This is a genomic window from Edaphobacter bradus (assembly GCF_025685645.1).
GTDB lineage: Bacteria > Acidobacteriota > Terriglobia > Terriglobales > Acidobacteriaceae > Edaphobacter > Edaphobacter bradus.
Map to the genome: position 1 here is coordinate 1,451,619 of NZ_JAGSYF010000002.1, position 24,663 is coordinate 1,476,281.

Below are 24,663 nucleotides of genomic sequence, written 5' to 3' on the forward strand. Positions count from 1 at the left end.
CTCCCTTCCGGGGGCCATGCGCCCTTTCACGCAACAAGAGTCACCCGTATCCCAACTTCGAGGTTCGAGGCGTGTTGAAGTCTGCTTTGCGCTGTGTAACGTGCCTCCCCTTTCTGTTCTCTCTGACTTCTATTGCGCAAAAACAGACGACCTTGGCATCTCCCGATGGTCGGATCGCGATACGCTTCGATACCGTGAGCTCTCAGGGCAAGCCGGTGGCCACAGGCCGGCTTGTCTACAATATTCAATTCCTGGGTAAATCCGTGGTGGATCAGTCAGCTCTCGGGCTCACACTCGATGGACACCCTCCACTTGGCAGCGCGGTCACCATCACCAAGGCAGAAAGCACAAGCGGCGTGGACGATTACGCGATGCAGTTCCAGAAGGTGGGGCACGTTCACGACGCTTACAATGGCCTGCTTTTCGAGACGACAGAAGATTCTGCGCCGCACCGCACTTTGGAGATCGAGGCGCGCGCCTACAACAACGGTGTTGCCTTCCGGTACCTGTTGCCAGAACAGGATGCCCTCAAGGAGATCAAGCTGCGCCAGGAAGACACAGAATTTCGGCTTCCGACAGATGCTACCGACTGGCTCCTCGCTCTCCCGAACTACCGCAGTAGCTACGAGAGTGAGTACGTCAAGTTGCCGACAACAGCTCTGAGCAATCAGGGCGGCGTGTCCAGCAGCTTTCTCATCGGCCTTCCGCTATTGATGCAGGAACCGGGCGTGGCATGGCTATCGCTGATGGAGGCCGACATCGAAGGCAGCACGAGCATGTATGTCACCAACCCTTCGGGCAACTGGGCTGGGCATTACTTTGTGGCGAAGCTTGCTCCACGATTCGACGATCCAACCGTTGCGCTATTGAGCAAGAGTCCCTATCACTCCGCTTGGCGGGTGATCGGGATTGCGGACGATCCTGGACGCTTTATCGAGTCGACGCTTGTCTATGACCTTAGTCCGGCCAGCCGTGTTGCTGACACGAGCTGGATTCAGGCTGGCAAGGCTTCGTGGAACTGGTGGGTCGATGATGTCGATGAGGATGGGCATCCGTCCTTCAGCACCAAGAATATGGAGCACTACGTCGACTTCTCGGCAGCCTCAGGCTTCCGTTACATGATGCTCGATGCGGGATGGGCCGTTGGCCGTGACATCACACATATGAATGGGAAGGTCGATGTTCCCGAGCTTGTGCGCTACGCCGCCGCGAAGAACGTCAAGGTATGGATATGGTGCTATTCGGAGTCGGTGATGGACCAAATGAAGGAGGCATTTCCCCTCTTCGAGAAGTGGGGCGTCACCGGCGTGAAGATCGACTTCATCAATCGTGACGACCAGAGAGGGGTGCAGTTCTATTACGACACGGCTCGCGAAGCCGCGGCCCACCACCTAATGGTGGACTTCCACGGGACGAGGACGCCGTGGGGACTCGAGCGCACCTACCCCAATGTGATGAGCTATGAGGGCGTTCTTGGCATTGAAAACAATAAGGTCGGAAGACGCGATAGCCCCGTGGACCGTTCGGTGTTCCCGTACACTCGACTGATTGCGGGTCCCATGGACTACACCCCGGGCGCCTTCAACAACGAGACGGAAAATGCGTTCGAAGCTCGAAATACGAGCCCGATGGCGATGGGTACGCGGGCGCAACAACTCGCCCTCTATGTGATCTTCCAGAGCCCGATTCAGATGGTCTCGGACAGCCCCCAGGCATACCAGGGACAGCCCGCGTTCCAGTTCATCAAGGACGTGCCTGCTTCCTGGGACTCTGTAAAGGTCCTCGACGGCGAGCCGGGCGAGTACACGACCATCGCCCGCCAGCACGGGGACGAGTGGTATCTGGGCAGCATGACCAACTGGACGCCGCGCACGCTCTCGGTTCCGCTCAGCTTTCTAGGGGAGGGCGTCTATCGTGCGGAGATATATGCGGACGGCCCCGATGCGGCGAAGGAGCCTAAGGAGGTCGATATTCGGAAGCAACTGGTTCGCAAGGGGCAGGTGTTGACCCTTAAGCTTGCACCGGGCGGGGGATGTGCGATTCGCTTTGTGCCGGCGCGGCAGACACGATGAGCTACACCAGGCAGCGATTAGCGCTTTCTCAGCTCGGGTTCGAGGTCCTCGTAGGTGTCCATGATCTGACCTGCAAACAGGGACAGATTGCTGCGGAAGACAACGTGCGGGGCAAGGCGCACCGCCGGCTGCGTCTTCTCCTCGCTGCGAAGGTATTGGATCAGAGACTCGAAGGCAACCTTGCCCTGGGTGTAAGGGCGTTGGTGAATGGTCGCGAGCACCTTCCCGAACTCGATCAGCGGCACAAGCTCCTGGAAGAGGTCGGTCGTGACGATCTGAATCTTTCCCAGCAGATGGAGCTCGTCAAGGGCCTTGAGGACAGGAATGCTGTTAGCCGTGCTGAGGTAAATACCCTGCGGACGGCCTTTGCTTTTCATCAGCGCAAGCGCCTGTTGATAGGCCTGCTTCGGCTGTTCGTGGCTCTCGAGGGCGGGCAGCAGCGAAAGATGAGGCGCTTGAACGGCGAGCGTCGCGGCAAAGCCACGCAGCTTCTCCGCATGGTCCAGCGTAAAGAGTTCGCCACTGAAGACGGCGACGTTGGCCTTCTGGCGAAGGTTCATGGCCAACAACTCCGCAGCGATCGCGCCACTGGCATAGGCATGGGCCGCTACGAAGCCCATGCGGTCCGTGTTAGGAGCATCGCTTCCGACACACATCATCGCTGTGCCATCGCGCGAGAGTTTGCGGATCACCGCGTCAAACTTCCGTGTGTCACCGGGCAGGAAGATGATGCCGTCGTAGTGTCGCTCCATCGCAGCTTCTACCGCTTGGACGTCCCCGACTCCGAGGCGCGGGTACTCATGAAAGTCGAGCGTGATCTGCATCCCCACGGTCTCGGCGGCCGCCGCGCGGATGCCGGCTCGGACCGGATCGAAGAAGTGGGAGATGTGCTTGGGAAGAATCGCGGCGATCGAGAGCTTGCGGTTCAGCTTCAGCGCCTGGGCGGCGAGGTTCGGTTTATATCCGAGGTGCTCCGCCGTCTGCAGGACGCGATTCTTGGTCTTTTCGCTGACTCCGGTGCGTCCGTGGAGGGCACGATCGACGGTCCCGATCGACACGCCCAGCGCACGGGCGATCTCCTTGATTCCGGACGTACCTTTAGTATCCGACATAGCTACACCTGAAAGAGTGGGGTGAGTTCAGGATCAGATCGTCTCACCGCGAACAACGCCATACGTAGCCGAAAAGGCGACCCGCATAGTTTATCGGGCGTTGCTGCATGGCTTGCTTCACAGACAGCCGATATCTTCAAAGTATAAAGAAGGAGAACAGTTGATGCACTGGATTGAGCCACTTTTTCCCCGTTTCGCTACCCTTGCTGCCTCCATCCTCCTTGTGGCCGCGGCCGGATCTCCTGGGGCCCAGGCTCAACGCCGGGATACGGTCTCCTTTGATTCGGCTTCTCATGTCTTTCGGCTGGATGGAGGCGATACGACTTACGCTTTCGGCGTCAACGAAAACGGTGAGATGCAGTCGGTCTACTGGGGAAAGAGGCTGTCCGGGGCCGACCGCTTTGCGGCCGTGAAGGCCTCGCCCGCTGCGGCTGCCTTCGACTTATCGGTGACGACGACACCACACGAGTTCGTGGGGTGGGGAGGAGGTCTGTTCGTTGAACCAGACCTGAAGGTTACCTTCCCAGATGGGAATCGCGATCTGAAGCTCCGCTACCTCTCCTATGCGAAAGAGGGAAGGGCGCTTTCCGTTGTCATGAAGGATATCTCGCGCGAAGTGTTTGTCACCCTGCACTACGAGATTGACCAGGAGACTGGAATACTTCGACGCTGGGCCGATATCGACAACCGGACGAATGACTCCATCGTGATCGAGCAGGCTGCTGCAGGCACATGGAACTTGCCGCGTGGTACGGACTATCGGCTGCGTTACCTCACTGGTCGCTGGGCCGCTGAATGGAATCTACAGGAGCAGCCGATCCGTCCGGGCAAGATTGTCCTGGAGAGCCGAAGGGGAACGACCGGGGCGCAGAACAATCCATGGTTCGCCATCGACCATGAAGGCGACAACGATCAGGAGCACGGCGATGTTTGGTTTGGAGCGCTCGGCTGGAGCGGATCTTGGCAGATCGCGATCGAACAGGACCAGTTGCAGCAGGTTCGCGTTACCGGTGGGCCAAACGCCTTCGACTTCGGCTATCTTCTCCGCAAAGGCGAACACTTTGAGACGCCATCGTTCTACGGAGGCTACTCTGACCATGGCATCGGTGGAGCCTCGCGCGAACTGCATCGCTTTGAGATCGATTCCATTCTGCCGCATCACCCGACACCCAAGCTGCGACCCGTTCTCTACAACTCGTGGGAGGCAACGGAGTTCAATGTGGATGAAGCGGGACAGATGGCGCTGGCAGAGAAGGCCGCAAGCATCGGAGTCGAGCGCTTCGTGATGGATGACGGTTGGTTTGGTCAGCGCAACAACGACCATGCCGGCCTCGGCGATTGGTATGTGAATCCGCAGAAGTTTCCGCATGGGCTCAAGCCCTTGATCGATAAGGTCCACTCGCTCGGCATGGACTTCGGACTGTGGGTTGAGCCGGAGATGGTGAATCCGGACAGCGATCTCTATCGCAAGCACCCCGATTGGGTCTTAAACTTCCCTGGCCGGCCGCGCACTGAGGCACGCAACCAACTTGTCTTGAACCTGGCGAGACAGGATGTGCGTGACTATGTGGCCGGGTTCCTCGACAAGTTGCTCACTGAGAATGACATTGCTTTTCTGAAGTGGGACTACAATCGCAATTGGTCTGAGCCAGGTTGGCCAGCCGCGGGGAAAGACGCTGAGAAGAACGTCTATGTGGACTTCATCCGTAACTTCTACTCGATCCTTGCTGAGCTCAGGGCGAAGCATCCGAATGTCGAGATCGAATCCTGTTCAGGTGGCGGGAGCCGTATCGATCTCGGGGTGATGCGACTCACCGACGAGGTGTGGCCGTCCGACAATACAGACGCCTCCGATCGCCTGCTCATTCAGAATGGCTTCACGTATGCCTATACGCCAGGTGTGATGATGGCGTGGGTGACGGACTCTCCCACATGGGTCAACCAGCGGTCGCTGTCGCTCGAGTATCGTTTCCTCTCATCGATGCAGGGCTCGCTCGGCATCGGCGCCAATCTCAACAAATGGACTCCTGAGGATTTCGCGAAGGCCAAAGCTCTCGTCACCGAATATAAGGCGATCCGCGAGACGATTCAGCGCGGGGATCTCTACCGCTTAATGACGCCGGAGAGCAACAGTCCATACTCGGTGACCGAAACCGTAGCGAGGGATGGGCGGCAGGTGGTCGCGTTTGCGTTTCTGCACTCCAGCGCCGAACTCTACCCCTATCCGCGAATCCTTCTCCACGGCTTGGACGAAAATGCGATGTACAACGTGAAGGCGCTCGCCGGAAGGCTCTCAGACGGAACGCCGCTACAGGGCAGTGGATCGTACTGGATGCACCATGGCGTGGATGTGGATCTTCGCGGGGACTTTCAAGCGGCCGCTTTCGTCCTGACACGTCAGTAGTCCTCGAACCCAAACCGGCCTCAAGCCGGAAGTTCCTTGACCGGGAGGGTAGTGGGTAATGACTTCAACCCTTGGGAGGGAATGTGCGAGTCGGCGGTTGTAACCAAGAATCAGCACTCGGTCGTATATTGGGAGAACGGCTGTTGGTGAGGGTTGCTCTTGTGGCCGTGAGCCTCTTAGCCGCAATTTGTCGCAGAGTGTTAGCCTTGGTTCGCTTGTCTTGTACACTCCCATGCACGTTGATCACGCGGATCCTATCCTGTGTCTAGTCAATTGCCCTGAATTCTGGGCCGTGTAGGCGAGGTCGTAATCTGAGCCATGCCTCAGACCGTCACCTTCCAATGCCTTTTTGCAGAGTGGATCGAAGTTCGCGGTAAAGACCGTCTTCCGCTTGCCGTCGCGAAACAGCTTCGCGATCCAGATGTGGTTGGTGTTGGTGTGACCGGTGAACCATGTCGATTCGCGTTGTAGACCTCGAGGAGCTGGTCAATGTTGGTGTTGTTTCCCAAGGTTTGAAATGAATGCCTCAAACGGGCGTTCGGTCAGGATCTTTTCGATCGACGCCACGGGGGCTCGCGTCTTGGCTGAGATGTTCTCGATCAGCGTAGGGACGCTTTGCGCTGAGCCACGGGCATAAACTTGACCGAAAAGACCAGAACGCCCCCATCGGGGGCGTTCTGGTTGAGCGGGGTTGCCTTCTGGTGTGGGTGCCTGTTATTGCACCGTAACCAGCAGGGGCGCCTTCTGCGTCACCGCACCTGAGGTCACGGTGATAGTTGCTTGGGTGGTGACCGGCGGCTGGGCAGCCCCTCCGCATCCGGACAGCATCGTAAAGCCGAGCGCCGCCAGGCACAGCACGGCGAGCAGGTTCACCATGCGGCGACGACGTGCGTTGAACGCGAAGAATCCGAGTCCGAAGATCGCCGGAATGATCGCCATCGATGCAGTGACGGTATTGGATGCGGTGACGGTGAGAGTGGTCGTTCCGGCAGTGGAGCCGGAGATGTTCAGGGTCGATGGGTTGAAGCTGCAGGACACGCCGGACGGCAGGCCACTGCAGGCTAAGTTGACGGTGCCGCTGAAGCCGTTCTGCCCGGTCACGGTGAGGGTGACTGTGCCAGATTTGCCGCGCGAGATCACCATGGTTGGCACGTTCAGCGAGAGCGCTATGCTGGGAGGGGGAAGGTTGATGGTGTACGCAGCGGAGCCGACTGCGCTGGTCAGGTAGCCCGACGCAACCGCGATTGCCTTGATGGTTTCATTGGCGCCCACAGTGAGCGGGTTGCTGTACACGGACGAGTTCACCGTCGGCGTGCTGCCGTCGGTGGTGTAGTAGATGGTGGCCCCGGTCGTTGCATCGGCGATGGCGACTGACTGGACCGATGTATAGGTGCCGGCGACCGGAGTGAAGGTGGGGGTTGCTGCCGTGGGAAGGGTGATGATGTACGAAGCGGAGACTACTGGGCTATCCGGGTATCCGGAACCCGTGGCATATGCGTTGATCGTCTCGTTCGCCGTGACTACGATCGGTGCAGAGTAGACAGGCGAGGTCGCGGTGGGGGCCGAACCGTCCGTCGTGTAGTGGATGGTCGCACCATTCACTGCATCGGAGAGGACGATCTGCTGCGGTCCCACGTAGGTCCCGGCCGGTGGGGTGAACATCGGTGGGGCAATGTTGGTGAGGTTTACCACATAAGTCGCTGAGGCGATGTTGCTGTCCGGGAAGTTGGGAGCAATCGCGATGGCTTTGAGCGTCTCGCTGCTGCGCACCGTGACCGGGCCGGTGTACTGCGTCGATGCGGAAGATGGGGTTGAGCCATCCTTCGTGTAGTAAATCGTCGCTCCGGGAGTTGTGTCGGTGATGGTCACATTCTGCACCGAGGTATAGGTCCCCGAAGGAACGGAGATGATCGGAGCGGTGTTGCCACCTCCGGAGACGGCGATCAGATCGAGCCCGGGAGCGTAGGCGCCTGAGTTCGGATTCGAGAAGACGATGGTATTGGGACTTCCTCCGTTCAACTGAACAGACATCGTGTAGGGAACGGGGTCATACCAGCTGTTGCCGCTCAGATTGAGGACTGTAGGCGTGCCTCCGTTGACCGAGACATAAAAGGTGCGCTGGCCATCGACAACATAATCGAGTTCCAGCTGATATGTGCCCGTCGACGGGACACTGACGTTGTTGAAGGTAACGGTATTGCCCGCGCCATTGCCCATGCCGCCGATGTAGGCTCCGCCTGAAGCGCGCGTGCTGTAGTTATAGGCCCCCACGGCTGACCCGGCCTGCGCCGCAGCCTCGCCTTCATAGACGGTGAAGGTATTGGCAAACTCCTTGCCGTCGCCGCTGATAACAATGCGGTCGAGATCGGCGCCGTAACCGGAGGGGTTATTGAAGACGATCGTGTTATTGCCAGCACTGAGCGCCACGTTGACAGTAGAACTCTGCGGCAACACATAACTGCCACCGCCCATATTGAGAGATCCGCCCGGTGCACCATTGACGCTGTACTCCAGCGTTCGAGGTCCCTGCGTCATGCCGTCGATCTCCATGCGGTAGACGCCGGCTGTAGGAACGTTCACGTTGTTGAAGGTAACGATCGCGTTGCCGCCGATATAGCCGACCTTTGAGCCGCCGGAGCAGGAGGAGCACGAGGCGACCTGGGTACCGCCCGAGAGGGCAGCCGCTTCCGCCTCGTAGACAGTCCCGCCCGTTACCGGCGTAATCGCCCCATTAGGTGTGACCTTCAGCAGGCGGGAGCCATGCGGCGCCACCATCGCGCTGAAGCTTCCTGGGAATGCGCCCAGGTCGGTCTGGCTCCAGAGATCACGCACAGCCGTTGCGTTATTGAAGCCGAGATCACTCCAGCGAACGTCGACGCGGTCGGGAAAGGCGTTGAAGTTGTAGAGCGCAACGTAGACGAACCCGCTGCCTGGATTGGACATCCAGACCTGGTGGAAACCGCCGGTCATCTGCACGGCGGGAGAGCCGGACTGATTGACCGCAAGAAGTTCGTCGTTGGTGAAAGCTGAAGTTGCGAAGCTATCCAGCTTGGTGAGGTCTCCTCCGAGGTAGATCGGCGAGTTTGCCATGAGCCAGATATTTGTCGCCGACATCTTTTCATCGTTCGTGAGGCCGGTGGCCACGGTCGTCGTGCCGCTCGCACCCACCACATCCAGGGAGTCCAGGTCGTTCCAGCCGAGGGTTGGACCGGCTGAGTGCTCCCAGGCCACGTCGTCATACGCGCGCAGAAGGATACGTGGCCAGTTGGTGAGAGACGGTCCGCAGCTGCCCTCACACTCCACATCCTCATCGATGCGCCGGGCATTGGCATACTGCTGCCAGGTGCTCTGATAATCCTGATCCATGGCCCAGGACACGGTAAGCCACATGGGCCGGCCGCTGTTCGCGATGGCCTTCGAATAGGCAGCGACGTCGGGGCGATTGTCGATACTCGTGCTGTTGTTGTCGGAACCTGGTGTCACCGCGTCGAGCTTGATGAAGTCGACGCCCCAACTCGACCACAGCGCCACGATGGAGTTGATGTACTCCTGCGCACCTGGCTTCGTAAAATCGATCTTGTCATGGTACGGCTCCCCGGAAGTCGCTCCGAAGGCGTTGCCCGGGGCGTGGGGAGTCACTGCGATGTCGGGGGTGTGATACGAGGTGCCGAGGATCGGATAGTTACCCTGAATCGCAGGCAGTTCGATGCCAGGGATCCAGTAGATACCCACCTTTTGGCCGTTCGCGTGGATGTGTGCGATCAGGCCTTGGATGTCCGGGAACGTTGTCGTATTGGGGATGGGGCGTCCGTTGCCATCAAAGCTCCCCTGCCAGCCGGAATCGATATTGATATAGACAAAGCCATGCTGTTGAAGCTCGGATGCCTTCAGGGCGTCGGACTGGGCCTGGACGTTGGCTTGTGTCAGGAAGCCGGGGCTGACGGACTGTTCGCTGAACGTGCTCCAGCCCAAATAGGGCGTTAGCCCCTCTCCGTTGACCTGGGCATGCAGAGATGCTGTGCTGAGTACAGCACCCACAAGAAACGCAGCCACGCCAAGAGCGAGGCGCCTTCCTAAAGATTTGTTGCGGGAACGGGTAGATTTCATTGAAGCTCCAAGGTAGATCATCTAGCCAATAAGGCGGCTTACTCGCGCACATACGCGACCGTCAGCGAGAGTCCTGCACACTGCTGCTTCAGCCAACGGTTCCGCACCTCATCAATCCAGACGGCGCCGGCAGAGAAGAGACGAGCGTCTGAAAAGATGAACGTGTATAACCGTGTACGATAACGCTCGCTAAGATTGCATACTTGGACGCACTCTTGTCAAGAGTAATCGCAGAAGTTCAGACGGGAATTTTGTGCACTATTGGCGGGTAAGACTGCGCTCAATCTCCTCTAAACTACGGCCACTCGTCTCCGGGACACAGAGTTGGACCAGAACAAACCCGGCAAGGCAGATCAGGCCGTAGGCGCAGAAGATGCCTCCCGTGGTGAGCGCTCGATTGAGAATGGGAAATGTGTACGTTAACGCAAAGGAGGCGATCCAGAGGGCGCTGACCGCGGCGGAGATTGCTTGAGACCGCACGCGGTTGGGAAATATCTCCGCGATCAGTACCCAGGTCACCGGAGCCAGCGTCAGCGCGTAGCAGGCAATCGCGCTGAGGGTCAGGATCAAGACGGCGATGCCCTTCCAGTTCGCGTGGTAGGCCATGGCGCAGAGCAGGTGCGAGATGCCGATGCCGAGGCAGCCGAATAGCATGAGCCAGCGCCGACCGACTCGGTCGACGAGCAGCATGGCGAGAATGGTGAAGATCAGATTGATAGCGCCGGTGATGACAATGTTCAGGAGGATGTCGTTTGAGCCGTATCCAGCGCTGCGGTAGACCTCCGCCGCGTAGTTGAACAGCACGTTGATCCCGGTCCACTGCTGGAGAATCGCCAGCGCAACGCCGATGAGGAGGATACGACGCACGGGACGACGAAACAGCTCACGCCACGTGGACGGCTCCGCAAGGCGCTCTGCCTCGACCGTAGCCTCGATGTTGGCTACCTCCGCGCGCGCGTAAAACGGTCCGCCGACCCTGGTGAGGACAGCGTCTGCCTGGTCCTTACGTTTATGGGTGAGCAGCCAACGCGGACTTTCGGGGATGAAGAACGAGGCGATCGTAAAAATAGCCGCTGGAACTGCAACCGCAGTGAACATCCATCGCCAGCCGTACTGAACATTCCAGGTAGCAAAGAGGGAAGCTTCACTAAGTCCGGAGGGTGTGGGTCTGGCAATTTGCCAGTTGGCGATCTGTGCCAGCAGGATCCCGATGACGATCGCGAACTGGTTCAGGCTCACAAGCCTCCCGCGGAGCTCCGCGGGACTGATCTCCGCGATGTAGAGCGGTGAGACGTTCGAAGCAAGTCCGATCGCAATGCCTCCCGTGATGCGCCAGGCAATGAACGCGTCGAAGGTGTGAGCCCATCCCGTCAGGATCGAGGAGACGGCGAAGAGGATCGCGGCGACCAGAAGAATCGGCCGCCTTCCGAAGCGCTCCGCAAGATAACCGGCTGCGAGCGAGCCGATCAGGCAGCCGATCAAGGCACAGCTGTTCGCCCACCCGACGATGGCGGGAGAGGACAGGTGGAAATAGACCTCGTAGAACTCGCGCGCCCCCCCGATGACGACCCAGTCGTAGCCAAACAGCAGGCCTCCCAGGGCCGCCACGATGGCGATGCCCCAGACGTAGCCGCCTGGCTCAGCCGGGACGATGAATACTGACCTGGTTGTCGTGATGGAGGGTGCCTGCATGGACTAACGTTCGCTTTCGTAGATAGTAGCGAGCAGATCGATCGCTCCGGTGTGACTCTGATCGAGCATCCGGACCTCTTCCAGAAGACGCCGTCCCTCGGCCTTGTTTGCTAGTCCGAGCTGCGCCTGCGCATGCAGGAAGCGCGCCGTGATCTTCTGCCGCTCGTTCAGCCCTTCATGAAATAGCAGCATCGCGGGAAGGGAGGTTGCGAAGTAGTCAATCTTCGGTGTCTGAGTTTCCAGTTCCGTTGCATACCTATCGATCGCACGGAAGGCCTCCATCGTCTCGTCAGAGCGTCCTAGAGCGCGCAGCGACATGGCGCTCCAGTAAGTGGTCTCGGAAATCGGCTGCACCTGCATCTGCTGGAAATCGCCCTTCTGGTGGGCCGCGCGCTCCCAAAATTGTCTTGCCCTGGCCTCGTCACCAAGGGCTGCGAGGGCCACACCCATCCAGTAGTCAATCATGCTGAGGTTCATCAGCAGATGTTTCGCTTCGCTCAGGTTATCAGGTGGGTTCGCTGCCTTCTCAAGGAGAGCCACCGCGCGATCCGCACGGCCCTTTCGAAGCTCCTCTTGCGCCAGCCGGACGTTGGCACGAACATACTGCGTGAGAACTTGGCCTTCGCCGCCTTCCCATGGTCCAAAGTGGCGTCCGAGCAAAAGATCCAGTGCTTGTTCTGGACGCCCGGCGCTGTTGAGCAGGGACGCGAGCTCAACCGAGAGATCATCGCGCTGGCCAACCAGGTCCGGGTGTGTCTCCAGGTTCTTCAGGCGTTTGTCGAGCGGGGTGCCCAGCCGCTTCTGGAGCTGGTCCTCTTCGTAAAAGATCCGAGCGTCTTTGGGAGCAAGTGCGCACGCACGCGCGAAGTCGGCTGCGGCGCCCTGCGCATCATGCAGGACGTTGTACCTGGCGAAGCCGAGGTTGCGCCATGGGGTCGGAAAGCCGGGATTGATCTCCGTGGACCGCTGCCACTGCTCAATGGCTTTCCCGTAACGTCGACGGTCGTACAGGAGATTGCCCAGATAGTAATAGGCGTGGGCATCCGCCGGGTTGGATTCGATCGCCTGCTCGAGGAGGATCATCTCTTCCAGCCGGCTGGGGAAGACATAGGCGGGTTCGGCATCCGCCGCCTGTTTCCAGGCGGTAGCCGCTTGATCCTGTCGTCCAAGGCGACGCAGCACATCGGCGGTTACGTAGAGCCGGATCGCCACTCCACCATCGCAGCTGCTCGGCGAATCCGCGTGGAGAACGTTCAGCGCCTCTTCGAGCAAGCCCGCTCGGATCAAATCGAAGGCCAGGTCGATCTGCTGCTGCGCGTCGCCGAAGACCTTTCCGGTCGTCAAGTACCGGCTCGTGACATCGAGTGGATCCAAAGACCGTACCTCGGAGAGCAGAGCCTTGGCCTCGTCGGTGCGTCCCAGCCGCGACAGGGCCACCGCCTTGAGATTCAAGGCGGTGAGGTTATCCGCCTCCGCACGTAACGAGCAGTCAAGATGATCGAGAGCCTTCAGCCATTCATGACGGCTGCAGTCAATTTCGGCGAGCCGATGATATGCGGGACCACGCCAGGCCGCGTTCCACGTGCTCTTATAGAACGCGTCATACGCCTCAGCGATGCGTCCCTGATAGCTCAGTGTGAGACCGAGGTTGTAATAGGGCTCGCCGTCGGCCGGATTCGGGTTTCGCCTTGTGAGGCGAGCAACTGAGTTGCGCAGATACTGCTCTGCAAGGGAGAACTCTCCCCGTCGCATATAAAACCGACCAAGGGCGTGGTTCGCTCTGCTGTCCCCCGGATCGCGGCGAACGGCTTCGAGCCAATACGGCTCGGGATCGCGCGTGGGATGCCGGTACTGTTCGAGGTGAAGGCCGTTGAGATACAGCTCGTCGTTGCTGACCACCTCTTCAGGGAGCGGTGGCTCCGTGGCGACGTCAGGCATGTCTGCAGGCACGATCTGCGCCGGCGCATACCGCAGGAACGTATTGCCCTGCTGAGAGACGCACACCTCGAGTGATTCCGCGGAGCCGGTAAACGAAGAGCTGTAGTGATAGGTTCCCTTTGCCGAAAGGTCATCGATCCATCGCTCGATCTCGCGCCCTTCGCTCAGAAGCACGATCGTGCAGTCGGACCGGTCGGACGTGACCTGGAGGTGGATGGTGGCTTTGCAGGAAGCGACCTCCAGCCGAAGCGCACCGTCCAGGCTCGCGTGGTCGGCGACCCCGATGGCGCTGATCGGGTACCAGTACTGACTGAATGTCTTGGTCTCGCCCGGGGCAAGGAAGCTGAAGTCCGGTTGGTTGTCCGTATAGACCCCGGACATCAACTCGATATAGGGCCCGTCGCTATCCGTAAGCCTGCGGTCCCAGGCGTAGCCGAAGTCATGGTTTCCCCATGTCCACTGCTTCTTACCGGGAGAGATGTGATGATTCGCAACGGCCACCGTGCCCGCATCCGCCGCATGATCGTAGCCACCAAAGAAATCTTCACGGGAGCCGACGATCATATAGCTGGTGGGAACGGGAATATTGGCATACCATCCCAGATCATTGGCGGGGTAGGATCCATCGGGGACAAAATGGGGGGGCATCTCGTCCGCTGGGACTCCGCGGCGGCCCCGTTCGCCATAGTCGACACCATAGTAGAGCCCTTGGCTAAGGGGATATTCGGTGGCGGCACGTTTTGCGTGATCGGCCGCATACCGGACATCATGAGGGAAGAAAGACTGATACTTCTCATGCACCCGTGTGGCAACATTAGCCCACCACAGGAACGTCTGCGTGTCCTCTGTCCGGTTATAGAGCCTCACCTTGACTTCTAAATAGGCCTTCAGCGGATGAAGACATATCCCGTGCATCCCTTTCATGCGCTTCATGGGATCGTGATCGCTGCACCACACGGTGACCGAACCGTCCGCGGAGCGCTCAATCGAAACCTCGACCGGCATAAAGGTCGCCGGCCGATGATGCTGCGGCCAGTTAAACTCGACACCGCCCGAGATCCACGGCCCAGCGAGCCCTACCAGTGCGGGCTTGATGACGTTTTGCCGGTAGAAGAAATCGTAGCCGGTCCGTTTATCCAAACCCACATGAATGCGGCCGCCGATCTCCGGCATGACCATCAGCCGCAGAAACTCATTTTCGATATGAACAGCCTGCCAGGAGCGCATGTGCGGCTCGGTCGCGACCGAATCGATCACCGGAAGGGGGTAGACCCGGCCACTGCTCCCTTGATAAACACGTCTCTCCAAAAACAATGGGTTCTTGTCCGGTTTCGCAGGCTGATAGGTGAGCATCTCGACAGGCTCACTCCAGACCTTGACAGCGCCTTGTTCAGAGGCGGGCGCGGCGGGCAACTCCAGCCGTGCGAGACGCCTGGGAACCGACGATTTGGCGTCTTCTAAGGAAAGCTGGTTCTGCAACATGCATAGCCTCGGAGGTTGAGTGAGAAGGGCATCACAGCTCCTACTGGAGCGTCCTAGAATGCCTAACCGTGTACGTTACCGCGACTTGAACTATACGAGTTGTCTGAGAAGACTGTCAACATAGAGCTGGCTCGGCGAGAGGCCTGTTCAGCTGCTCCATTGCACGATCTGACGTAGGTCGCACGGCTGAAGCGACACTGTACCCGCGGGCATGGCCGGAGACACAGCGATCGCCTGACGGCCTCCTTCGTGGCATGCGATCCAGGTATCTCGCTCGGCTCCGGGTAGCCTCATGAGATTGAGCCAGGTGTAATACGAGCCCATGTTGGCATCGATCAGGGAGCCTTGTGGATCGGGTGTGAGGGACGTGCTGCTACCAGAGATCAGCTCGTTCAGCGGCCGTTCGGATTGCCGTGGAGCATAGCGGAGAATGATCGTATCGGGTTGAGCCCGGCGCAACACCTCGCGTGCCGTCCACTGGACGAAGGTTGTGCTGTAGATCTGCGTTCCGGAGCCGTCCGCGAAGAGCTCGAGAGCAAAGTGATCGAGAACCGGATCGAGCTGGCCGTGCGCCTTTCCGGTCCGTTGCCGCTCCACCTGGTGGAGAAGGCTGCGTAGACCTTCAGGGCCATCTGAGCCAGAGGTGCGAGCCTTGTCCATGATCGCTAGGACCCTGCGGCGGACCGGATCCAACGCGTTGTACGAGATCGTCACATAATCTGGTCCGCTGACTGCGTCGCCTCCATCAATCCACCAGTGCAGGTAGGGGCCTGGACTCTGCTTGGCACGGCCTTGCAAGGTCTCTAAAGCGATTTGGAGTGCGTCGGAGGTGGCAACGTTTTGAAAGAGCGTTCCTTTGGGGCGGAGTCTCTCAAAGAGGGGTACACCCTCGGCGCGGGCCCCTTTACCCAGCAGTACGATACAGATTCGTGGGTTTTGAGTGGATGGCTTCTGCCGTGATGCGTCAAGCTTGGCTGAATACTCAGCTGCTCGAGTGCGGAAGTTTTCCATGTGGTGCGACGACCAAAGATAGGCCGTCAGCGCCTCGGAGAAGCGATCCGGCTGGGCGGCCCAATCCATCCTCTCCAGATCCGCTGTAAGCGGAATCTGATCGAAGGAGATAGCGGCCTGTTGCAGCGTTCCCGGACCTTGCCGCTTGAGGAGCTCTAGTTGATCGAGGACCTCCTTCTGCTCCGGAGGAAAGAGCCAGTCATATCGGGATACCTGACGGAGCAGTGTCGCCACAAAAAGCAGCGGAAGGGGCTGCAGCGTATCCAGGGAGCTCATGGCGAACTCCCGTGCCTCTGGCGGGTAGTCTGCGAAGTCGTGCGGCTGGAGTGAAGCCGCGGTCTTCATAGTACCTCGTGAAGGAGGTGCCCTTGCGCTAGAGGGGTATCGCAACCGAGCAACCTTCCAAGAGTTGGAACGAGGTCGATGGATTCGACAGGGCGGTCGACGACGGCATTTTCTCGGATCCCGGGGCCTAGAGCCAGCAGCCATGTGGTGCGCGAAAGGGCATCACCGGTGCGGTGGTGTTGAAATCCGTTGCCGCTGGGTTCGTTGTCTCCATCGCGCCCGAAGTCGGGAAGGATAAAGAGACTTGTCTTGCCCTTATACTCCGGGTTTGACTGAATCGTCCTCCATATCTCAGCACAGATGCCATCTGAGCGCACGATCGCTTCGGTGTAGAGGGAGAAGGCTCCACTATGAGCAACGTCGATATCGTGCAGCGTGATCCACAGGACGCTCGGGGCGAGGGTCTCCATCACATGCTTCGCGATGTACAACGAGAGCTCATCTGGACTCCTGAGCGAGCGCGCATGGGACTGGAAGTCCGACACGGAGAGTTGCAGGAGCCGAGATAGTTCGTGAAGTGAGACCTCCGAGGCCCGAGCCTCCGGCAGGGATAGTGGTGATTCATACGAATCGCGCAAGAGACCCTCGAGATGGGGGATCTGGCTGGTATTCGTGCCTTCCAGCAGTCGCTTCGGAAGGACCACGGTGGCCCCGAAACCGCTTCCGTAGCTACCGTGAGTGCTCTCACCAATCCCTTGGAACCCATTGCTGGGAGCGATCACCCAGACATCCCTTGCATCGCGCCTCAGCCCGCGACGAACGTACTCGAAGAACGTCGGGTTCTGCGGCGATACCGGAGCAAAGTTGTTGAAGGTCTCATAGCATCCCGAGGCAAGGCTGGCCGTCGCCACATAGTGGCCGAGGATTCCTCGATTGACGACCTGAGTGAAGAAGGTAGCCTGCGGGATCAGTTCTCCCAGAAGATGGGGAATGTACCTCTGTCCCTCCGGCGCAAAGGTCTCCTCGTCTCGGGCGCCACCGCCGAACGTCACGACGACGGTCTTCTTTCCCCGCATCTGGCGCGCCACAGGAGTTGGGGTGACAGCCAACATCCTGGAGGCGGCGAACGTCATCCCGGCCGCGCGCAGGAACTCTCGCCTCGTCTTGGACCGAAGCTGTGATGTCGAGGCGAGATGTGAAGACCTCGTCTGCAAACCGACTCCAAGACCGCTAAGATATCACCGAAACCCTGCTCGGGTTCGGGAAAAATTACTGTCTCGCGTCGTTACATCTATTGCACACCAAAGCGCTGCTGGTGCCAGCGCCATGCGCTGGCGATAATCTCCTCGATCTCCGGATACTTCGGCTGCCATCCGAGATCCGTGCGGGCGCGCTGCGAACTCGCGACGAGGCGAGCGGGATCGCCAGCACGCCGTGGCTTGGTCTCGACCGGAATGGGATGGCCAGTGACCCGTCACGGCAGAGTCGAGGTACGCGAGCGGAAGTGCCATGATTAGCTAATTCCTTGATCTGCTTGAAGACCTAAACACTGTCGGTCGTCTGCAAGCCTTGTTAGTGTGTCTTGAGCGATGGATTCAGGCAAGCAAATCCTACAGCTAACACCCGGCGATAGGCGATTTCTACGCACGGTTCCTGTTTCGAAGTCGAAACTGAGACGCATCGGTGGATCATCTGTGCCGGAAAATCCAGTGACATGCCGCAGAAGTTCGACCACCGCAGCTCCCGCTACAGCGGTGACTATCGCAAGGCTCTGCGAGGTGGATGAGCATCTACTGCTAGCGACTCCGTTTCAGGTGGTCGATGTGAATGACACGACCAGTTGCGATGCTGCAACTGCGTGGTGGACCGACATGACGGCGGCAGGCCGTGAAGGCATGGTCGTCAAACCGCTCGAATTCATCAGCAAGGGACGCCGGGGCTTCGCTCAGCCTGCCATCAAGTGTCGAGGACCAGAGTATCTGCGAATCATCTACGGCCCGGAGTATCTGCTGCCAGAAAACCTTGACCGCCTGAGGTCGAGGGCTGTCGGATCCAAGCGGTCACTCGCCAGCAGAGAGTTCGCCCTTGGGATTGAGGCTCTGGAACGCTTCGTTCGAAAGGAACCCTTGCGCAGAACACATGAATGCGTCTTTGGCGTACTCGCGCTGGAGAGTGAGCCAATCGACCCCAGGCTTTAGTGCTTGCGTGATTAGCGAGAGTGTAGGACGCACATACGCCCTCTCTCCGTCAGGAAACCGCTACCATGGGGAACGAGAGGAAACTCATGTCGCCGACCGAACCTGCAACCCGCCAGCACGCATTCACGGGGCCAGTGTTGCCGCAATTGCCTGAACCAACCCACGCCGAGCGGGTCCGGACTCTCATGTCGCTCGTCCCGTTCGGCACGCTCTCGACGCTTTCCCGCAAGCATCCGGGATTCCCGTTTGGGTCCCTGATGCCATTCGCGCTCGATTCTTCCGGACGCCCCCTCTTCCTCATCAGCAATATGGCCATGCACACGCTGAACCTGAAGACCGACCCGCGATGCAGCCTCTTCGTCGGCCAACTAGCAGCCGACGGGGATGCGCTTGGGGCCGCCCGGGCAACTCTGTTCGGCACCGCCGAACCCGTGCCTCAGAACGACATAGCTGACGCTCGGGAGAAATACCTCTCTCGTCATGAGAATAGTCGCTACTGGGTTAACTTCGCAGATTTCAGCTTCTTCCGGCTCCAGCCCATCGATGTCTACTACGTCGGTGGCTTTGGCGTGATGGGTTGGGTCGAGGCGCGAGACTACGAACAAGCAGCACCGGACCCGCTAGCCGAGGCTGCACCTGGAATCCTAGCGCACATGAATGCTGACCATATCGATTCGATGATCCTGCTGGCGCGGGCGCATGTGCGGTTCGAAGCGACCGAAGCGACCATGACTTCAGTCGACCGCTTGGGCTTCTCTCTTCGATTGAAGACCAATGAAGGAATGAAGGGTACTCGAATCAACTTTCCCCATGAGGTAGTCACCCCGCAGCAGACTCGGACAGTGCTTGTGGAGATGGTCCGGCAGGCCAGGGTGGGAGGGTGAACGACCTTCGGGAATAGCTCCTCTCACGAGGGGCTCCGCTCCACGGCGACACGCTTAGAAGGGTTGAGGGCATAGTCGAGCGAGCGCCAGAGCCATGCCTTCCTGCTCGCCTCAAATTTCACGACGGCCAATTCGTACCCCGGGTAGTCGATGTGGCAGACCGGGCAGCACTCCACACCGAGATGGGCCCGGTGACTGAGCAGGATCACGCGGAGAAAGTCCTCCGCGCGAAATCCGTACCGAGGATGGCTGCAGTTGTAAGCCGGGTGACTGACTCTGCAACAGGAGTTCGGCGAGTACGTCGGCGATCAGCGGATGTGTCGGATCGCCGTCTCGCTGAAGGGCAATGCATGAACACAGGCTCTCCTCGTGTGAGAGGGGGCTCTCAAAGGAGCTCCGATAATCCAAACGTGGGAGTTGACCGACTCCGCCGCGCGGTTGGAACGTTTCGGAACGTAATTGGCTCTTGGGTCGGACGTAAGTCTTTTGGAATGTGGTGGCCAGAGACGGGATCGGAGTCTCTTTAGTCTTGTAGAATCTGTAACTTACACATTCTACATCGTGAGGAAAGTGTAGAAAGTGCCAGAATGCCCCAGTGTGCTTTCAATTTGCTTGCAAATTTTGGTTCGGGCCTCTGCGGAGTTCCTTCGCCCGAGAAGGGAAAGCCAGACGCAGCAACCGTATTTCGGCTGACTGGCGGTCATAGGTTGTTATATGAGTTCTATTGAGGGTTCGAATCCCTCACTCCCGCCACGCAGTATAAATTTTTCAAAATACAAAATTTATGTCTGGCAACATCCCCCAGTTTGCCCGCAAAATGTTTCAGGGATCAACGTCCAGATATCGTTTAGGAGCCGAGGGCTTGCCACCCGCGTGATTCGCCGGGCCACTGTAATGCTGGACGTCGGCCCTCGATCGTCTGGTTTCGCAGCGCCGAGTGATATCTCAGCATAAGACGATCTGACGATGCTTGTAGCCGGTTTACCGTAGCGGAGATGAGGTGTTGCCCGTTCCTCGCCGTGGCGCGTCAGAGCCGATGGAGTGCGTGCAGCGCCGGGGATCGAGAACCCAACAGAGCGCTATGACTCATGCCGATGCCGTCGAGGTAAGCAGCATAAAATAAATGGGTTGATGGGCACGTCATGATTGCCGTTCGACCACCTTTGTTCTGCTCGTTAGCTCAGCGAAGGGCCGCGGTGGCGGGCTAGTTCTCTGTCCTGGTGCCGCACATACAACGGCTCGCAAAAAAGAATTCTTGACAAATCGATTTGGTGGCTGATACATACTCCTACTCGTATTGATATTTCAGTGTTGATGCAGATCGTAAAGGAAACCTGGACAGATGAATGCGCCAGATTCCGATCCGCGGTCGGTACTGTCTGGAGAGTGCCGGGATAGCCAGGCCTGAACAAGAAACTACGAAGGAACTGCGATTTAGGAGGCTGTATGAAGACGACACACGGTGATGGGCCCAAGGATCGGACTGCAAGGCATCCATTGCTCGGAAGGCTGTGCTTCCTAGGCTGGTTCGGGGTATGGATCCTTTCCGCGTTGATATGCGCAGGAATGTTCTCATCGAGCGCATGGGCACAGACCCAGAGCGGTTTAAGCACCATTCAGGGTACAGTCGCGGATTCCATGGGCGCCGTCATACGCAACGCCGTGATTCAAGTGGTAAACAAAGCCACGGGTGTTGCGTCCAGTACCAAATCTAACGAAACTGGGTTTTATCAGGTGCCCGGCCTGATCACCGGCACCTATGACCTGACCGTTACAGCGCCGGGGATGAAGACCTATATATACACGGTTGAGCTTCAGACGGCCCAGACCGCGGTTGTCAATTCCGTTATGACCGCTGGAGCGGTCACCCAGAAGGTCGAGGTAAGCGCGACGATCGTTCAGCTCACAGATACCGACAGTGGGGCTATTACTTCCGTTCTGGAACGCGAGAGAATTGACCAACTCCCGATGAACGGTCGCGTGATCACCAGCCTGACCCAGGAGACCACACCGGGGTTGGAAAACGGGTTTGGCCCGGGCACCCGCGCCAATGGTCTTGCAGGCGAGGCCCTTGAGTATGTCGCGGACGGTGCGCCCCTCGACAACCGCAACTTCGGCGGCCCGAACGCCTCAACGCATTCCCAGTATCCCGATCCAGACGCTATCCAGGAAGTGAAAGTGGAAGTCAGCGGCGGCGGCGCGGAGTATGCAACCCCGGCCACCGGCATTATCACTACCAAATCGGGAACTAACCAACTGCATGGCACGGCGTTCTGGACGGGAGCAAATAACAGTGTCGCTGGAATTGCAAAGGCCAGGCAAAATCCAGCGAACTTCGCCGCTCCCAATTACAAGCGGAACGAATTCGGTGTCTCCGCCGGCGGCCCCGTCGTTGTGCCCGGTCTCTACAACGGAAAGGATAAGACTTTCTGGTTCTTCGCGTTTGAGCGCTACTCGCTGATCCAAACAGTGAATCAACTGTACTCCGTGGACACGCCGGCGATGAAAGGCGGCGACTTCAGCGGTCTAACCAAAACCCAGCTCTACGATCCATCGACGACAACGGCTAATCCCGCCTGCCCCACACCAGGCGTGGTCAATGGAGTGACAATCTGGAACGCCGGCCCAACCGTAAACAACCCTTACTGCCGCATGCCTTTCGGCAATGGCATCCAAGGAGATCCCGGCAACAACAAGATCCCGCTCAGCCGCTTGAACCCTGTGGCCAAGATCATTTACGATATGACGCCGGCACCGACCAACGCCAGTGTATTAAACCCGTCGTCGTCAGCACCTAACTACAACTGGGCCGGCCCCAACCTCTACTCTATCCCCACCATCACCTGGCGTCTCGATCACAACTTCAACGAGAGCAACAAGGCATACCTGAGGTACACCTCAAGCATGCAGAGCTCCCAGTATCCTGCAGGCGTCGCAACCACCATTGCGGCCGATGGTATCCCGGCGATGGCGGCCTCGGCGGAAACGATCCTTCCGGTACCGAACTTTGCCGCCGCTCTCGGTTACACGCATATCTTTTCCCCAAGCTTCTTCTCTGAAACCGTGGTCAGCCAGCAATGGTTCGGCCAGTTTGTCACCGCCACCGGAGACCCGCACCATAACTATGAGCAGCCACTGGGATTACCAAATAACTTCGGCGAGAGTGGCTTCCCGACCATTGGCGGCTTTGTTATGCCTCATGGGGGTAATCAATTTGACTACGGCATCAGCCAAATCATATCCAATATCGATGAGAACCTGACCAAGACGGCAGGCAAGCACCAACTGCATTTCGGGGTGCGATACCGTCACGAACGGCTTGGTTACCAGCCCGATCTGGGGTCCGACCAGAATACGGCCGACAACCTGAGCACGGCCCTTTACGATCCAAAGACGGGCGGAAACTATGGAGCGTTGGCGAACTCGGGCGCCAGTGCGGCCGATGCCTTCCTGGGCTCCATGTACAACTTCACCGCAGGCATTCTGCCGCCATATACCCACTTCTCAGATAACGAGTTCGACGCCTATATCCAGGATAACTATCGCGTGAGCAAGAACCTGACTTTGAACATCGGCCTTCGCTGGGAGGACCATCCGGCGCAAAACACGGGCGGCTTTGGCCTCGCCTTCGACTTGCCCAACAAGGCCATCGTGATGGAGAACACTCCCTCATACTACGTCTCCAAAGGAATCACCACCCAGGCCATCATCACCAACATGCAGAACCTCGGCGTCAAATTCGAGACGCCGTCGGCGGCCGGGTACTCGGGTGGCCACCTGCTCAGGAGCTACCCATTCAACTTCGCCCCCCGCGCGGGCTTTGCCTGGCAGCCCTTCGGCGACAAACGGGGTACCGTGGTCCGCGGATCCTATGGAAGATATATCTTTCCCGAAGCTCTACGCAATTTGCTCACAACCAGGAATCTGCCGTTCTACAATGTTTACGGTTACAACAACAATAGCGCCGCGCAGAATCCGGACAGCACGCCGAACTACGAGCTGCGGCATCCGCAGAATGTCTTCCTGGGGCAGAACACCGCGAACATCGTTGCTAGCTCCGGGATCAACTCGATTCTTCCAGGCGTCGGGGGAAATTACTTTAACCACGACTTCCCTCCCTCAATAGTGACCGAGACCAACTTCACCATTGAGCAGGCCTTCAAGGATAACTCGGCTTTGCGGGTCACCTGGAATTGGACGCACGCCTCGAACTTGACTCACGGATATTGGCCCAATGGCAGTTTGTCGCCCTTTGTCTGGGAATATGACACCGGCACTCTTCCACCCAACGGAGGACGCTCTACGATCGGGACCAATCAGTATGCGGGGACCGCGCTGAACCCGTATGACAACATCACCTACGGGCAAATCGAGATGCTCAATAGAGACGGCTGGTCCAACGACAATTCCTTGCAGGTCAACTACCAAAGGCTTTTCAATCACGGCATCGCCTACCAGGTCATTTACGTATGGTCCAGGCCCTTCCGAGTGGGCAGCAACTCCACCCGCGAAAGCCTCGGCTTTCCTCTCGCGAGCTATCCCGGCGTCCTGGGAACTGCGTCAGGCGCCACCTATGCCCCGCTTGCCGGTGAGGGCCCAATGACCACGCCAGCGGCTCCTCCCGCGCCGCCGGCTGGAACGCCGTCATGGGCCGAGTACCATAGCCTCTTGCGCTTCGAGGACTACAAGGTTGACCCCTACTTCAGTGGTTTGTTCCACCACGTTACGATTACCGGTCTCGTCGATCTGCCGGTCGGGCGCGGCAAACGGCTGCTGGGCAACTCCAACCGTTTTGTCGATGAGATCGTCGGCGGATGGCAGATTGCGGGCGACGCGCAAGTCCAGTCCCAGAATTTCTCGCCCGCCACCACCAATTGGGGACAAGCCAGCAAGCTCGTTACCTACAAACACAGTGTGCCGATTACCGACTGCAGCAGCGGCAAATGCTTCAATAGGTTCATGTGGTTCAACGGATACATCTCGCCGCAGTTTCTCCCGCCGGCGAACGGGGGCATTTGCACTACCAATTGCGTAACGGGGCTTCCCTCCACCTACCAGCCCTACATGACTCCGATCAACAATAACCCGAACATCGCAGCCAATTTTGGGACTAACAACGTGGCGCTGAGGGTGCCGACCTTGAACGGCGGCCAGCCGGTCACAGTTCCCTTCTTGCCTACCACCAGTTCCCTCCCTCCCCAATACGCAGGGAATCATCCCTTCGGCCACTCCGTTCTCAACGGACCGTTCAACTACATCGTCGATCTCTCGCTGTTCAAAGTCTTCCCGATCACGGAGAAGGTGAACTTCCGCGTGAACCTGGACGCGTTCAATGTGTTCAACATCCAGGGCTACAACAATCCGAATACGACCAGTGGCGAGGAGAGCGTCTCGTCCGGCGGCATAGATGGTTCCTCCTACTGGTCGCCGCGTCAGTTGCAACTCACAATGCGGTTCACGTTCTAACCCGCTGCTTGA

At 58.6% G+C, this 24,663-nt stretch carries 12 protein-coding genes; 5 read left to right on the plus strand and 7 right to left on the minus strand.

Annotation, left to right across the window (positions count from 1 at the left end; all coding sequences use genetic code 11):
• Positions 1 to 152: 152 nt before the first annotated feature.
• Positions 153 to 2,072, plus strand: a complete 1,920-nt coding sequence (locus OHL16_RS12155; RefSeq protein ID WP_263367389.1) for a glycoside hydrolase family 97 protein — start codon at positions 153 to 155, stop codon at positions 2,070 to 2,072.
• 17 nt (positions 2,073 to 2,089) lie between these two features.
• Here the strand turns inward: OHL16_RS12155 and OHL16_RS12160 are convergent, their stop codons facing one another.
• Positions 2,090 to 3,184 (minus strand): LacI family DNA-binding transcriptional regulator, encoded by a 1,095-nt coding sequence (locus OHL16_RS12160; protein WP_263367390.1) that lies wholly within the window; start codon positions 3,182 to 3,184, stop codon positions 2,090 to 2,092.
• 163 nt (positions 3,185 to 3,347) lie between these two features.
• Between OHL16_RS12160 and OHL16_RS12165 the strand changes: the two genes are divergently transcribed.
• On the plus strand, positions 3,348 to 5,588 hold the full coding sequence (locus OHL16_RS12165) for an alpha-galactosidase (protein WP_263367391.1): 2,241 nt from the start codon (positions 3,348 to 3,350) through the stop codon (positions 5,586 to 5,588).
• A gap of 714 nt (positions 5,589 to 6,302) precedes the next feature.
• On the opposite strand, the gene OHL16_RS12170 is transcribed toward OHL16_RS12165, so the two are convergent.
• The 5 genes from OHL16_RS12170 to OHL16_RS12190 all read right to left on the minus strand — a co-directional run bounded on the left by OHL16_RS12170 (position 6,303) and on the right by OHL16_RS12190 (position 17,317).
• Positions 6,303 to 9,695 (minus strand): chitobiase/beta-hexosaminidase C-terminal domain-containing protein, encoded by a 3,393-nt coding sequence (locus tag OHL16_RS12170; protein ID WP_263367392.1) that lies wholly within the window; start codon positions 9,693 to 9,695, stop codon positions 6,303 to 6,305.
• A 258-nt stretch (positions 9,696 to 9,953) separates the two neighbouring features.
• Positions 9,954 to 11,387 carry a sugar porter family MFS transporter gene (locus tag OHL16_RS12175; protein ID WP_263367393.1) on the minus strand — a complete coding sequence of 478 codons (1,434 nt, stop codon included), beginning with the start codon at positions 11,385 to 11,387 and terminating at the stop codon, positions 9,954 to 9,956.
• Between the two features lie 3 nt (positions 11,388 to 11,390).
• Entirely contained in the window at positions 11,391 to 14,807 is a 3,417-nt protein-coding gene (locus tag OHL16_RS12180) for a DUF5107 domain-containing protein (protein WP_263367394.1), read from the minus strand.
• A 147-nt stretch (positions 14,808 to 14,954) separates the two neighbouring features.
• Positions 14,955 to 16,163 (minus strand): hypothetical protein, encoded by a 1,209-nt coding sequence (locus OHL16_RS12185; protein WP_263367395.1) that lies wholly within the window; start codon positions 16,161 to 16,163, stop codon positions 14,955 to 14,957.
• The gene (locus OHL16_RS12190; RefSeq protein ID WP_263367396.1) at positions 16,160 to 17,317 is read right to left on the minus strand and encodes an alkaline phosphatase family protein; all 1,158 of its coding nucleotides are present in this window, start codon (positions 17,315 to 17,317) and stop codon (positions 16,160 to 16,162) included. The genes OHL16_RS12185 and OHL16_RS12190 overlap by 4 nt, the downstream gene beginning before the upstream one ends.
• Before the next feature lie 495 nt (positions 17,318 to 17,812).
• On the opposite strand from OHL16_RS12190, the gene OHL16_RS12200 reads away from it, so the two are divergent.
• Together OHL16_RS12200 and OHL16_RS12205 are read left to right on the plus strand one after the other, a co-directional pair.
• The gene (locus tag OHL16_RS12200) at positions 17,813 to 18,301 is read left to right on the plus strand and encodes a hypothetical protein (RefSeq protein ID WP_263367397.1); all 489 of its coding nucleotides are present in this window, start codon (positions 17,813 to 17,815) and stop codon (positions 18,299 to 18,301) included.
• Between the two features lie 86 nt (positions 18,302 to 18,387).
• The gene (locus OHL16_RS12205) at positions 18,388 to 19,185 is read left to right on the plus strand and encodes a HugZ family pyridoxamine 5'-phosphate oxidase (RefSeq protein ID WP_263367398.1); all 798 of its coding nucleotides are present in this window, start codon (positions 18,388 to 18,390) and stop codon (positions 19,183 to 19,185) included.
• 23 nt (positions 19,186 to 19,208) lie between these two features.
• Here OHL16_RS12205 and OHL16_RS12210 read toward each other — a convergent pair whose 3' ends face one another.
• Positions 19,209 to 19,394, minus strand: coding sequence for a hypothetical protein (locus tag OHL16_RS12210; protein WP_263367399.1), 186 nt, complete (start codon positions 19,392 to 19,394; stop codon positions 19,209 to 19,211).
• A gap of 1,357 nt (positions 19,395 to 20,751) precedes the next feature.
• Between OHL16_RS12210 and OHL16_RS12215 the strand changes: the two genes are divergently transcribed.
• Positions 20,752 to 24,651, plus strand: coding sequence for a TonB-dependent receptor (locus OHL16_RS12215; RefSeq protein ID WP_263367400.1), 3,900 nt, complete (start codon positions 20,752 to 20,754; stop codon positions 24,649 to 24,651).
• Positions 24,652 to 24,663: the final 12 nt, after the last annotated feature.